The 15,592-nt window shown below is 46.8% G+C and carries 5 protein-coding genes; all 5 read right to left on the reverse strand.

The genetic code is table 11. From position 1 onward, the window contains the following. Positions 1 to 302: 302 nt before the first annotated feature. The 5 genes from DFR28_RS16770 to DFR28_RS16790 are packed head-to-tail and all read right to left on the reverse strand — an operon-like array spanning position 303 to position 15,582. Positions 303 to 860, reverse strand: coding sequence for a hypothetical protein (locus DFR28_RS16770; RefSeq protein WP_113955550.1), 558 nt, complete (start codon positions 858 to 860; stop codon positions 303 to 305). Position 861: 1 nt separating this feature from the next. Then, entirely contained in the window at positions 862 to 10,719 is a 9,858-nt protein-coding gene (locus DFR28_RS16775; protein ID WP_113955551.1) for a polymorphic toxin-type HINT domain-containing protein, read from the reverse strand. A 10-nt stretch (positions 10,720 to 10,729) separates the two neighbouring features. Then, a complete protein-coding gene (locus tag DFR28_RS16780) occupies positions 10,730 to 13,882 on the reverse strand; it encodes a hypothetical protein (RefSeq protein ID WP_147251042.1) in 3,153 nt (1,050 codons plus the stop codon). Positions 13,883 to 13,903: 21 nt separating this feature from the next. Continuing rightward, positions 13,904 to 14,770, reverse strand: coding sequence for a peptidyl-prolyl cis-trans isomerase (locus DFR28_RS16785; RefSeq protein WP_113955553.1), 867 nt, complete (start codon positions 14,768 to 14,770; stop codon positions 13,904 to 13,906). 2 nt (positions 14,771 to 14,772) lie between these two features. Further along, complete coding sequence (locus tag DFR28_RS16790) at positions 14,773 to 15,582, reverse strand: peptidylprolyl isomerase (RefSeq protein WP_170132154.1); 810 nt, start codon at positions 15,580 to 15,582, stop codon at positions 14,773 to 14,775. Positions 15,583 to 15,592 lie beyond the last annotated feature (10 nt).

The raw sequence follows: 15,592 nt of genomic DNA on the forward strand, positions 1-15,592 counted from the left end.
GTCTTGCATCTGGTTAGAACGGCCTAAAACTCCCAATCCGGCTATTTACGCATCACTTCTAACCGAAACGACTCGGTCGATTTTGCAAGCAAGGTTAGGTACTGGTTTTAGTTTTGCAAACCATTCTTATCATGGGTGTCCTTGTTTGTACCATAGCAGCCTAAAACTCCCAATCCGGCTATTTACGCATCACTTCTAACCGAAACGACTCGGTCGATTTTGCAAGCAAGGTTAGGTACTGGTTTTAGTTTTGCAGACCATTCTTATAATGGGTGTCCTTGTTTGTGTTCCTTTCTTGCGTGTTATCCCTCTATCGGCTTAAAAACCAAGCCACGAAATTTTTCTTTTTCTAGTAACTTCTTCCATTCAACTCCCACTATAAATAATGGAAATTTACTTTTACCGCTAGCGAAGGCAATATCTGTCCTGAAAAAGCCTGGCCCTATTGGTTTCTCAGACAAGAGAAATGTAGGGTGAGCACCGACAATTGACTCAAACCCACCACATAAATCACATTTGTTTACGAATTGAGTTTTTCTCCGTATCGAATCAAATTCCACTATCCTGCTAGGGAACATGTAGTTTAACGAACCGTGAGCCGTTTGAATAATTTTGAACTGCTCATCACTACCTAAATTCGATTTGGCAAATGCTACAAACCTATCCGAAAAAACTCTCCTTAAGTCATCCGTAAAAGATATGTCATACATTTGAGATTTATTTATATTCAGCGATCTTGGCGCATACCCGTAGTCGTTGCATGTACCGCAATTTGAACAAATAATTTCAGCTGCATCTGACTCTCCGAAGAAAAGTCCACCATTGCTACTAGATCCAGAAAAAACGTAACCTATAATCATTTTACTCTACCGGATGTTGCTCAAAGAAGTCTTTAGCTGCATCTTCATATTTCGCTCCTGGTCCATCATAAAAGTCGCAAAGAGCATCAATACATTGATCTCTCGTAAAGTTTTCTTGAATTACTTCCGCGGAATTACCTCTTCGAGGTCTCATATCGTTTCCGAAGTCATCAGTTTTGTCAGATAAAAAGTCGTTCATATCATTATGTAAATTCCTGTGATCTTCCGGATCAAGGTCGGTCAGTTTTTGCTTAGGGTCGCCTCCTAAAAACTTAGGATCTGAATGGTGACCATGATTTCCACTGTCAGGAAATGGCGATAACTCACGAGTCTGCTTGCCAGTGTTTGGGTCAACTGAATAATACCCGCCACTATCGCGCTTAATTATAGCCTGACCGCTGGTATTTACTTCGCCGGTATCGCTGCCTCGACCTCCCCGTGGTCCAGTAACCTCTAACCCACAAGCACAACTATTATGAACCCAAGCTCCCAACTCACCAACAAAGTAAGTATGAAAGCCGTCAACCTCTATATTATAAGTTATCGGGCTCTGGTTCAAACTCTCTAACGACACCACGGTAAGAATTTGACCGTCTAAGCTGTCAATCTGCATACCCGGCTTTAGATCAATTGAATCAACCCAACCTTCTCCAATGACATTAAATGGATGGTTATCAGTGACTTCATAACTCTCAATTTCACCCGACTCAGTTTTAATAGTGAGTGAATAGGTCAAACGGTCGTCGTCAAATACGAACTTAACCGTGACTTCCTTCCACTGCATTTCACCAGTCTCGTCGTTTCTCGACGCAACGAGGTCACCTTCGGCCACTTCAGAGATCGGTTTGAGTCCAGACTTGGTTGCCACCAGTGTTGCACCAGCGAAACAGCAGGGGCAAGTTTGCGCTGAATTACTATTGTTCGGAGTATTCTGATTCGTTCCATTGCTTGGTCCCGGAGGACTTTCTTGGGTAACGTGTTTGTCAGGTTGTGCGTCGGTTCTATTGTTCGATACCGTCTGGTTAACTTTTGTATCATGCGCATCTGGTTTCTTGCGCCAATCGCTGACTTTGTCTACGCCTCTCTCAATTAATCTCCCTGCTCCCTTGCAAACACGAACAACTCCGCAAACAGCTTTAGCACTGCCTTCGACTAACCCTTCCGCTACGCGGTCCTTGCCCCATTGCTCTATCACAACCGCTTGCTTTTCGGCCGCTCTGAACAGGGCATCCGTACCCTCAAAACCCTCATCTAACGCTTCATCATGGCTGGTCAATGAACCGCCGCTGATGAAATCGACAATTACGAACCCGCCTTGGAATAGGCTCAGAGAAATGCCACCCATAATATCGCCGTTGTCGTAAGCATCTCTTGAGGCGTTGGCTAAATCTTCTTCCGACAAGTAACCATGCAAATCGATATAAACTGTCGGATTCCCATAAGCATACAAATACCGATGCAAACTAGGTGGTGTATTGCCCTCCCCTAAATACGTATCCTCATTAATAAACCGCGCCGTATCTGGATCGTAGTACCGCGCCCCAAAGTAAATTAGCCCGGTGTTTTGGTCATGCTCTTGGCCGGTGAAGACTTGTCGATTGGGGCTGCTGCCTTGTTGCGCGGTGATGTGGCCCCACACGTCGGTGCGGTAGCTGACTTGCGTTGCGCCAGAGGTGTTAGTCAGGTTGGCGGTGGTTCTGAGTGCGCTGTAGTGGTAATACTGCTCATCGGTGGCAGTGTTAAGACTGATGAGCCGGTCGGTGTAGCGGTAATGCGCCAGCAGTGCGTTGTTGCCGAGCACGCGTTCTTCTAAAACTGATTTTCCATCGTAAATGTATTCGATGTCGCCACGCTCGCTGTCGAGGTGGCGCACACGCATGCCGATGGCGTTGTAATCGTACAGACCTTGAGATTCCTCCGCGGTTGGCGGCCCGCGGATGGCTTGGCTTAACTGATTGCGACTGTCGTAACGAAAGCTCGTGAACTCAGGGGCAACTTGTGTGTTGTCGGTTTTAGTGAGGGTATTGCCGTTGTTGTCATAGGTGTAATCGATGGATTTGTTATCGGGATCGAGGTTATCAACAATCGTGGTAAGGCGATTATTTTCGTCGTAGCTGGAGGTGCGATCTTTGACCACGGTGGTCGTACCATTGACAATCGTGCGCTCGACCTCGGTTTTGCGGTTGTAGTTGGCGTCAAAGGTGTAATCAAAGGCTTGCACATCGCCACTGTCTTGATCGGTGATGGCGTAGCCGGTCATACGATCCGCGTTGTCGTAATCGTAAACCGTGGTTTGTACTTTGCTAGTAGCAAAGCCATTTTGTGTTTCGGTTTGCGTGACGCGATTGCTGTTGTCGTCGTAGGTGTACATAAAGCTTGAGATCAGCTCGGTCACATTGCCGCTGACTTGACGCTCATTGATGGCTTCAAGCATACGGTCTGCATCATCATATTCATAGCGCGTAATCGTACCATTCGGGTATTCGACACGCGCCTGCTTACTGTCGGCTGTGTAGGTATAGCGACTCTCACCATTGCCAGTGGTGGCGGTAATCAATCTATTCCGGCTGTCGTAAGCATAGGTGGTACTGCCACCGGCAGAGCTTACTTGTTTGCGGTTACCGTTCGGGTCATACGAGTACTCAATAACGTGACCACGTTGTGTATCTTTTGTTTGCCGATCGAGCAGATCAAACTCACGTTCACTAATGTCCGCCACCGAGCTACCATCGCGGTTGTTAATTTTATTCTCTGTGGTTTTGACTGGATTGTTGTTTCCGTCATAATCGGTGATCACACTCTGAAGCTGCATGTACGGGCTTGTTGCCGGTGGGAACGTTGCCGACACTTGGCGATTGATTTTGTCAAAACCATAGGTAAACACACGGCCATTGGGGTCAGTGCGCCGTTCCATGTTGCCTTCAGCGTCATAATTGAAGGTAGTAACAATGTTATTGGGTTGACGATGTTCGGTGCGGCGATCTAGTTCATCGTAAACATACGTCACCAGATTGCCGTTGGCGTCACGATGCGTCAGTTGATTGTCGTTGCCATCGTAAGTGTAGTTCGTGACGTTTCTCTCGCCGTCATAAATTCTCGTTACTCGATTGAGCAAATCAAACTCGAACTCCATATAATTGCCTTCGGGCAACGTTGTCTTGGTCTTATTGTTATTTAGGTCGTAGTCAAACTTAGTGGTTTCGCCTTCATCATTGGTCGACGTTTCCAGACGGTTGGCGAGATCGTAGGTATTGGTGATGGTTTGTCCAGCTTCATCGGTAATGGTGAGTTTATTTCCGACGCCGTCGTAGGTGGTTGTGACTTCAGTGTTATCTGGGTTGGTTACAGTGATCTGCAGATTGCGTCCATTGTATGCGTATTTTGCGCGGTTGCCGTTCGCATCTGTGATGGCGTCAATATTGCCTTCGCGGTCATATTCATTCTTAACAATCCGCACATCAACACCATTACCATCGGGCTTGGTACTTGTAAGCAAGCGATTCAAAGGGTCGTAGGTATTAGTGGTGACCGTACCGCGTTTGTCGGTAATCGTTAGCGCATTGCCTACCGGGTCGTAGGTACTCTCAAGTGTTTGCTCGAGTGCATCAGTCGTCTTAATTAGACGATTTAGTGCGTCGTAATCATACGCAGTGGTATTCCCTCGGCGGTCTTTGACTGAAAGCTTGTTGCCGACACGGTCATAGGTATAGCTGGTTAATTGATCACGGGCATCAGTGACAGTTTCTATTCGATTTAGGTCATCGTAAACATAAGTTGTTGTGAATCCGCGAAAATTTTTAACAGTGAGTACATTACCATTAGGGTCGTAAGTGGTGACCTGTGAGCGTGCTATTGGTGAAAGATGTGCTTCCTCTTCGGTTATCAATCGGTCGAGAGCGTCGTATTCCTTAAGATAGATCGTGCCAACGGCATCATTAGTAGTCAGCAGATTGTTATTAGCATCATAGGTATGCGTGATCGAACCATCAACCGGTGTTGTTTCAGATAGTAAGCGGTTTAGATTGTCGTAGGTATACGCTGTTTCGCTGCCATTCCCATCAACCGATAGCGTTTTATTCCCGTTAGCATCGTACTCATATTTCCACAGAAATCCATCAGCATCCTTGGTCTCTTCCACACGATTCACTTCATCGTAGGTATGTTCGATTACCGAGCCTCGTCGATCGGTAATGCTAGTTTTATTACCATTTCCGTCATATACGACTCTAGTATAAAACCCGCGAGCATCGCGCTCTGAAATCATTCGATTCTGGCGGTCAAAGCCATACTTTGTTACCCGACCTGCTTCATCGGTGTAACTGTCGTTATTACCACGCGCGTCATAGGTCCATTTGGCGACGCCTTCGAGCGCATTGATTTGTTCAACTTTTAGGTAACGCTTGTCATAGTCAAAGGTTGTAACGCGCCCCTCAAAGTCGGTTTGCGTGATTATATTGTTTTCTTTGTCGTAGGAGGTACGAGCTTCATCACCGGCGGGGTTTTCCTCTCGAATTCGGCGATTGCCAGTATCGTATTCATAGCTGGTTTTGAGTTGTCGATAATCGGTACTAGCGACTAGGTTATTCAACAAGTCGTAATCCATGGTCATGGTATCTCCCATCCGGTTACGAGTCGTCCGGAGGCGATACAAAGCATCATAAGTGTGTTTAGTTTCCTGCCCTTTCCAATCCGTCTCAGTAAGCAGGTTGCTTTCATTATCGTAGCTAAATTGCTGAGACCCGCCGCCAAAACTGCGAGTCACATTCTCGACTCGGTCGCGGGAGTCGTAACTGTAGGTAAGCGTTAAACCGAGCTTGTCGGTCTCGGTGATTTTATTACCTTTGTCATCATAGGTGTAGCTGTTTGAAAAACCATCTGGGTGATCAACTCGGGTGACTCGATCTAAGTCGTCATAATCATAAACAGTTGAATGTCCATTTGCGTCTTTCTCCCTGAGTTTGTTGCCGCGCGAGTCATTCGTGTAGGCGTAGTGACTACCGGCTGGGAATGAGATAGATTTAACGTTGCCGTACTGGTCATAGTCATATTCCGTGACACCACCGTTACCAGGATGAAGAGTGGTTCGACGCAGGCCTTGTGATGAATATGTGTGGCGTGTCGTGTTCCCCTCGGCATCTGTGCTATAAGCTAAATTACCGTTATCGTCGTAGCTATTTTCAGTACTGTTGCCATTGCGGTCAGTGCGAATTAGCGGCAGGCTAAACTCTACATTCCAAGTTTGGCTTACCGTGCCAATTGCGTCGGTTTGTTGAGTGACATTACCCTGTTCATCATGGCTGTAGGTAAAAAGGCGACCGAGGGCATCGGTCATTTCGATCATCTGAACATCATCTTCGCCACGGTCAATTGTCCACACCATTTCGGTGCGCTTACCCAGAGGCTCTTCAATAATATTGGGGTTGCCAAACTCATTCAGTGTGTAGAGCGTTGAATTACCATTCAAGTCGGTCACTCGGCGCTGATTACCGTTACCAAATAGATACTCAAATTCTGCTGTGCCTGTCCCACCAGGGTAACCCACATGAGCAACAATATCGGTCGGTTGAGTCCCCTTGGCAAACTCCAGAAGCCCGGCAGGCGCTTGGCTTGCGCTCATGTAACCATATGACGTCGTGTTTCCAACAGCATCGGTAGCACTGGTTAGATTAGGCACCTTGTCTTCAGGAACTTTTAGGTAGGTATAGGCTTCACTAAAGTTCGAACGCTCAAACCCTGTTAAAGCCACTACTGCCGGACGCTGATTACCAGCATCAGGATCACCAGACGCTGCCACTACCGTACTGTATTCAAACTCAAGACGAATATCCGTTTCTGGGCTCTCTACCTGTGTAAGGCGATAGTCCTTGGCATTATCTGAGTAATCGTAGGTGAACTCGAGTGTTCTTGCACTCGCATCGGTAACCTTACTAACGAGCTTGCGCTGATTATAGCTCTCGTACTCGTAATTCATCGCGTTTCCGTTACGATCCACAATAGACTCGACCAAAAACCGCTCATCAATTTCTGACGAAACCTCAGACTGGAAATTATATTGAGTACCGTCCTTAGAAACGTACTGATACCGGCCACCAACAAAGTTTAGAGAACCGTGAAATCCTCGAGACGGCCGCCATCTTCCCTCCCGAAAGATAAACATGCCACCATTACTTACGGTCACAAGTTGTGGGATTTGCACCGGATCTGGAAATTCATCCAACGGAGTAATAACCGGTTGTTCGCCAACTCTAAAGTCCTTAATCCACAATGGAAGATTGTTACCGTATAGACCATCGGCATCACTCTGACTCAAGATCTTAAGGTAAATATTATGGTTATGATTCCAACCAGGCCCCATCGGACTGTCTGCGTTGGTAAGTTGTTGCTCATTGCTATAACTACGAATAAAGTCTAGCTGTGGCCCTACCCCGGAAAGCTTAATGTCCTCACGGCGCAGCGTAAGCGAGCCTCTTTGGATCAATGTATCGTGCTCGATTATCTGCCCTAATACTTCACTGTCGACCCTTTCAGCCAACCGGCCAGTAAACAGTTTTCTAGATTGCTCGCCACTAAATACTCCTTCCTTGTTGACTGCTATGTAATAGGTTTCCTCAGGCTCTATAAATTCATTTAAATCTTCATAAGTAACAATAAAACCATATGCACCTGACGAGAAATCAGATGAGGTGACCAACGAGCCTAACGAACCTAAATTTTCGTCAAGTACATCAATGCTAACCGTGCTTTTCTCCTGAAGATAAAACGGCAGTTTAAGAAAGCTATCGGTAATGTCCTCAATTGAAGCAGTCGATGTTTCGGTCGAGTTAAATGTGGCAATAGAAATAGTTCTCGAAAAAGGCGCATTGCTGGCTTCTTCGAATTGGAACTCCCACAAAGTATTGCCCTCATCATTATTTGTATACAGGCGAATATTGAGAAAGTCTTCTGGCACCAACTGGTCTAATGCATCGAGATTATCAAAAGTGATACTCCCGTTAGCGTTAATTGTGACAAGTTGCTCCGACCCGCCAAGTGACAAAATTAGTTGTTGCTCACCGTCGATGGGGGCAAGTCGATCAGCACTGGCGCTAATTAGAGAATAAAAATGCTCGATCAGATCATCGGTGGAAGCAATCACTGGGTCTGGCGAGCGAATGATGTCGACGACTGCAGGCTGCTCTTCATCATCAATGAACTCACGATTCACTTCGTCTAAAGTAAATTCAAACTGAGTGAATTGATACTCAGGTCTAATCTGCCAAGCATAAGCGGGCAACGGTTTAACCGGCTTATTCTCATACTCTTCGGCTGTATCTATAGTGTAGTCAGATACAATTGCACGATAGTTTCGGTAGTCTATCCAACTTTTTTGTTCGTTCCAAAGCGGTGTCCAGAACGGCGTCAATAGCGCTGGACGACCTTCTAAGTCTGGCGCGTCGCTAAGTAAACTAAAACTTGGACAGCTAGAATCCGATACACACTCTTGATCCTTTGGCTTGCCGATTACATGCACATAAAAATGATCCGTAGCTGAACTTTGCCCGCCAGAACGGATTCTAAGAACCTGCGTGTTTTGACCTGGAGCAATAGGGAATTCAGCCAAATCATCAGCCAAAGCCGCGGCACGAAGTTGATTTTCTCCAACCACTTTGGCTAGTCGTCCGGTCAGGCCATATTGTGCTCCGTCATCCAAGCCTAATTCATCAGGTAACGGGCGACCGGACTCATCTAGCCATTCGGTGAAAATTGTCACTGTCGTGTCGCTATTGAGTGCACCGCCCTCATTGCCAATCGTGTTCTGACGTTCTTCACCTGCGGTTAATCCGGCTTCAACTTCAAACTTACGCTCAGCCCAAACTTTAAGATTCGGCGGCATCAATGTAATTGGTGGCACTTCAACATCAAGCATGCCCGCTGTTAAGCCGTTAGTCGCAGCGCTAGTCAGTTGTACGCGCGCAGTTCCGGTGTAGCCAGTGGCGCGATTAATAGCCACGATCTTGATGAACTCACCTGGACGCGGTTGATCCGACTCGCGTGTTTGAAACGGTTCGGTCAATTGGTATTCGGTCGCCCACTCTTCATAACTTTGACGACGGTCAACACCACCACCAATATTCAAGACAGAGTCGTCGGGTCCTCGCAACATAACGCGATATGCTACCTTGTTGGCATCTTCATTGTATTCTATCGCTGGCCTGTACTCGGCTTCCTCTTGCTTCAGCCCCCGACGCTCCAATATTAATTGCCCAGTGGCTTCACGAAAAAACAGAATATCTGTATTCCGCATGTCTTCTTGACTAATCGACTTCAAAACCCCAATTGCTTCGTTACGCATTTGGTGGTCTGGAATACGCACTAAGTCAGGGAAATCTCTTGAATCATCTTGGGCTCCATCAAAGAACACGCCCTGCCAAGGCCCTCCCTCTTCTGGGTCGAACGGTAACTCAGGGTGCTTGTCAACACATGAAAAACCATCAAGGTAAGCCCCTGGAGTATTATCAACGGCATCTGTGGTTACTCCATCGGATAAAAACGCATCAATTTCCTCCGGCGGTAAGTCACTCACTTCATCGTCATCACGCACTTCCGTGCAAAGCATAATTCGCCCAGTTTGGGCGAAGTCTGATCGTCCATCGCCGTTAAAATCATAGAAAGTCGGCAAGACTCGGTCAGCATCCTCTTCAAAGGCCGTATAAGTAGTTTCGCCAATCTCGACCTCTTCACCGTTTGGGTTGCGTAGAGAAATCAAGCCAGTCACAAACATAATATCGGCATAAAGATTATGTTGTACGACCGGTGTTGCATACCCTACCAGCGTAGCCTGTACACTACTTGCCAACAACGGCGGCACTAACGCTGCGTAGCAATAGGAATAACCCGGCGACCGAAGGTAGTAAGGTATGCTTGGCGAACCAGTGGGTAAGAAATTACGGTAACGCAATTCAGCCCAAACGTCGGTGGTGTACGAAAACCCACCTACAGGACACGGAGGCATCGTAAAGATAAAACTATACTGCCCGTTATCATCCGTTATAGCTGCTCCTCCGCTATAAGCAAACTGATCCACAAACACTCGAGTAAAAGGAACCGGCCCAAAAACTGTGTCTTCTTGCGATACCAAACCGGTAGCGCTAACATCTTGGGGTTCATTTGGGTTTCCGTAGAAACCCACTCGATAGCCAAAGGTCTCGTTTGAAGCATCTAAAATCTGCCCTTCTCGATTGACGATAAGACTTTTGTGACTCTCACTGACCGAGAAATCCTGTGTTAAATCTAACCCGAATGCAATAAGAACGAGGGATTCGTACGCCGATACACCTGATTGTGTTCGATTGGCCTGACTTCTCACGAAGACGCTGTTGATGCCCTCAGGCAGCGGTTGCGGTACGATAGTAGTTAAGTTATCAGCCTTGAGGAACCGACCTTGCTCATACTCTCTACGCGACATCAACTCGGCACCTTTAGCCAATGTCTCGCGATAGTTTTGTTTGAAATCCTCGAGCTGCTGTCGATAAACTCGATACTCGTTAGCTGGGATAATACTCAATTCAGAGGGGGTAGATGTTGGTAAATCGACGACACGAATTTCATTTCCATCACTACCAAACTCAACCAAAATAGGCAGTCCAGTCGCAGGGTCTATCACCAACGAACGAGACATTACACGGCCCACCTTAAAATCGGCATTTGGATTTAGACCTACATATACTGGAGGGCCAATTGCTCGTGCCACATCGGGTAACAATGCATTCACAATTATGGACAGGGCAATGAGCACGCAAACCTGCAAACTTTGGCGCATCTGACAGCGAGTAATCAGTGCAAACAATGGTGAGCTTTTCATTAATATTCTGCGAGTCATAGTTCCGCGCCTAGTCCGTGGTGCTTGAATTTTGCGTTTGCAAAACAGCTTTTAGTTGGGGTAGTGAAAGCTCCCCATTGGCGTACTTAGCAAGGTCATTATTTAGTATGGGCAGCACAACGGCATAGCCCAGATAATCGAGTGAACTCAAATGCAACTTGCCAACGCTAGAGACCTTGAAGTTTTCGATTCGACCAACACCAATTGGTTCTACTACTTGGCCATCGACTGAGTAGCCTAGGAGCACCACATATTCATAAACGTCGGTGTTTATGTAATCGTAGCTACCGCGTAATTTAGGAATTGCGAGCTGCAAACTAGCGTCGCCTTCAAGTTTGATACCTTTTGGCTGAATGCCGAATAACCAATGCGGCAAAGCAAATTGATAAGCGGTTACACCGATATGTTCATACGGTAAAAACTGCGCATGCACAGGACCGCTAGTGCGGTTATTCGGGAACACTGCGCGTGCGTCGCTTAAGTTAATAACGAGGTCACCGCCCAATAGCGTATTAGAGCCACCTGATGTCAAATTATTGAACGGTACTGTGTCATCCAACTCTTGTAAGGTGAAACGCGGTATGGCGTTGATGCGATTACGCTGCAAATTGACTTTGGTGCGAATCGTGCCAAATCGTGTGCTGGCAAAGTCGTCGTTCACCAGCAGCGTGTGGCTACCACCGGGCAGAACTTGCTCTCCGCCCTCTTGATATCCGAAGGTGAAGCCACCATCACCATTGGTAGTTGTGGTGCGGTTGAGTTCAGGTAAACTGACCTTAATTCCACGTAAGGGTTGGCCGAATTGATCTACAACACTGCCGTTAATAAACGTAGGTAGTTCACGAACTTTGAACTTGCTACGTGACACCGACGCTTCTTGGTAGCTCACTTCAACAAATACATCGGCATGGTAGCCATAGTTACGTGATGGGCTGAAGACGACGCCCGCATTTCCAGGAATAGCGTCTACCTGACCTAGAACAGGTTCTCGGTCTCGATTAATATCAGATAAAACATAGCCTTGTGCGCGAATAAAATCTTCGCCCAAAGGATCACCATTAAGATAGCTCTTACCGTTAAGTGTTTCCAGAACCGTGACTACGAGCTGATCTACCTCTATTGCTTGGTTAAAATACACTTCTATCGGAGTATTTGGCTCAATGTATTGCGTATTATTGGCCGGCTCTACACGAAGAACTTCTAGCGGCACATCAGCATTCTTTTTGATCTGTATACGTCGCGTATCACTGGTTACAGGCTCACCTTGAGTATTCCGTAATTCATACACGATCTCCTGAGACTCCAACTCGTCGCTAACACTCAGTTCTGCGCTGGCCAGTGTACCATTTACACTCAAGGCAACAGCGCTGGCGGCACCTAAACTTCTAAGATACGCAACCCCAGTTAAATCATGTAAATCGCCCGCTATGCGGCCAACAACTTGCACCATCGCGACCCCATCTGTAGAAATCAGAACGGTTTCCTCGGGCGGCAACACAGCAGAGATTGATACGGTTGATTCGTTGCGAACTAAGTACTCAAGACTCCGTTGATTGCCGCTACGATCATGCGCCGAGAAACTTACTGGAACCACGTCGTTCCCCGACAACGGCACATTAAATTCAAAGCGGTACTCACCTGGCACCGTCCCCGGCGACAAGCTCACCGACTGATTATTAATCAACAGGCTGCTCAAATTGTTATCCGTAACTGAGCCGCTAAAGCGAACGCTATTGTGATCAACGCTCGTCACCGCTGGGCTGACCTCGAACGCTTGATCAAGCACAATAACCGGAGCTTGTGCATCGAGATAGTAAGTCGCACTGAGCTGTGATGATTTACCTAGACTGTCCTCAGCCACTATCGTCACACTCGTCAATGTTTGACCTGCGGCAAATATTAATTGCCTGTTTAAATTAAAACTTGTCCTTTGTTGATCAGCGGACAATACCGTTTCACCATTTACAGTAACCGTTAATGGTCCTGCTAGACTCTCAATCGAGCTGCCGATATTAAACATTGACACATTCAAGACCGAGCCATCTGTTGGAAATATTTGGCTAATTTTTGGTGGCCCGATTTGATCCACGATCTCAGGTAGGTAGCGTACAGTTATAACTTCCTCATCATCACCTATGGCGCTACTAACGGTCAGCTCGAAACGATTTTGACCGATGTCTAGCGGAACGTCGACAAATTCGAACTCATACACATCGGCTTGACCGGTGGCTGTGGTTACAACCTGAGAGCTGTTGATTTGTACCACAAAATCGTTCTGGTATAAGCGTGTGCGGATAGTGCCACGCAAGGTGAACGAGGCGTCGGTTAATATTGAACCATCAGATGGGCTCACCGATTCAATAACGGGAGCTGTGCTACGCGTTAGCATCAGCACAATTTCAGTCTGGTTACCCGAGTTATCAATCGCGGCGATCGTTAGTTGATTATCACCAAATTCCAAAGGGACTTCGATTTGAAAAACCCCAGTTTGTTGATTGAACTCGCCACTGAAGGCGGTTCCAATAAAACGGCTTGAGGTAACAGAAATGCTCTCGATTCCCGAATACGGCTGGGCTTTATCAGTCGCTGAACCGGTGAGCACAAGCTCTGACAATGAAGTCAGACCAGACGATTGATTCGTTATGTTTAGTTTAGGTTTAACCACATCGGGGTAGTCAGCAGCATTGTGGGGGTCGGTTCCTCGTTCGATCTCAAAGTCATTGGTAAAGCCATCACCATCCAAATCATCGGGGTCAACTGGATTTTCCATTAATAAACTCAAAATCGGAACTAATGCTGGCGCAATGGAACTCTCAGTTGGCTCAATTGGTATCATCCGGATAGATCGAACACTGTTTCCGAAAAGCGAAAAACGAGCAACGTCGCCAGAAACATCGGCGGTCTGCCCCAGATAAAACGGCAGACGAAAGAGTCTAGCTTGGTAGCCATCAGAGACTTTTATCGAGGCTGCCGAAAAGCGCAACGGTACGAACCCTGTGCTGGTTTCAGTACAATACTCGTTACCGCCGAAGTTGGCTTGAGAATACAAACAGACTGACGGAGTCGTGCCCGCTCCGGCCGACTGCCCGAACACGGGCGTCACACTGAAACCCATCACAAATAATGAGAGTGCTTTCAGTATGATGATGCTTAATCTATTCATAATTCGTTCAATCAGATCCGTCTATCGAGCTGGAAAACGTTTAACATCGGCCTGCTGTATAGCTCGATCTGATGCCAACTTAATTGACTGTCTTAATTGCTCAGCCCCCAGCTTCTGACGAATACTCGCTCTTACTTCAGACAATGGTCTGGGTTGCAAAGTTTCTACACTCAATAACCGAAGCAAGTGCGGCCGACCGGCGATAAACACAGCCTCGGACACTTGATTGACCTCCAAGGCGTTAACAGCCTGATCAAGCGCCACATCCAATAAGCCAGGATTGAGGTCTGCTCGCTGATAATTCAAATTAAACGGATCACTCTCTGCATAAGTCAGCCAATCTCCTAGCTCCTTAATATTAGAAAGTTCAAGAAGAAGCTTATTACGCAACGCTTCGTCCGGTCGCTGGTCGGTGCTCAACATTTCGAATATACGTCGCTCACCACCACCGAACTCGTGCGGGTTCTGGTCGTAATAGTCTTGAATGCGACGAGATTCGACCGGCTTAGGCTGTGCGTGCACTAACAGGTATTCCTTCACATAAAGCTCCTGCTTAAACGCCGCAGTACGTAATTCGATATCTTGAATTTTGTCTGCCTCTAAAGATCCCAGCATTGACTGTTGCATCGCCTTAGCAGAAATTAGACTCTCCAAGGCTTTTGATCGAACCGACTGATCAATTTTTGCCATATTTCTATTCGAAAACGCACGTTCCAACATCGCATCTAACTCAGCACTGGTAATCGATTCCCCGTTAACTGTTGCCAATGTACCTTCTTGCACTTTTGTGGAATTTATCACCGCTTGATCTGAGGGCGGAGTATCGCAGGCGCTAAGTAATAAACCCAACGTCGCCACAGTGATTCGAACTACTCTGACCATGGTCATAATTAATTTGCCTGTTTGGACTGATAGCCCGATAATTTCAATAAACGCTCCATTTCGGCACGTTTAGTCTTGTTGCGAAGTTGATAGCGAATATCACCCTTAAGCGTTTCAAGTGCACGAGTCACTTCTTGTGGCGGCTCAGTGATCTTAATGACATGAAACCCAAAGTCAGTTTGAAAGGGTTCAGATAACTCACCAGCTTGCATCCTAAACACTTTCTCTGAGAACCCTGGGGACACAGCACCTTCATTAAGCCAGCCAAGGTCGCCGCCTTTACTCGCTGAGATAGCGTCTTCTGATACTTCTTTTGCGACCACATCAAAGGCTTCTCCAGCAGCAATCCGACTGTGTGCTTCAGCCGCTTTGCTTAGCACAACTTGGCGCTCCGACTCATCCATTCGCGGATTAGTTCGGAATAGAATGTGCGACACTTTCACTTTACGTGATTTATATTGGTTAATATTCTCCGTGTAGTAGTTTTGAATACCTTGCTCGGTAACAGCGGCATCTAGGTATTGCTCAAAATAACGGCTTATTAACAGCTCTTTACGAAACTCTTCGATCTCAGCGTCTAGCACCGCTGTGTCGAGGTCGCCGTTATCATAGATCGCACTCGCTAAAGATGCTCGGCGTTCAAAATCAGCGCGTAGTCGCTCTACTCTGTCGGTATCATCAACTGCCACGCGCTTAGTTTTCAAATACGCTTCAAATTTTTCTTGGTCGTTCGCGAATTCAGGTTGTGAGCAACTAGTGGTCGCCACCACTACAACAGTGGCACATACAGCCAGTCCGGCTTTCAAGTACAATTTCATACATCTCTCA

The sequence above is a fragment of the Arenicella xantha genome, assembly GCF_003315245.1.
In the GTDB taxonomy this organism is placed as follows: domain Bacteria; phylum Pseudomonadota; class Gammaproteobacteria; order Arenicellales; family Arenicellaceae; genus Arenicella; species Arenicella xantha.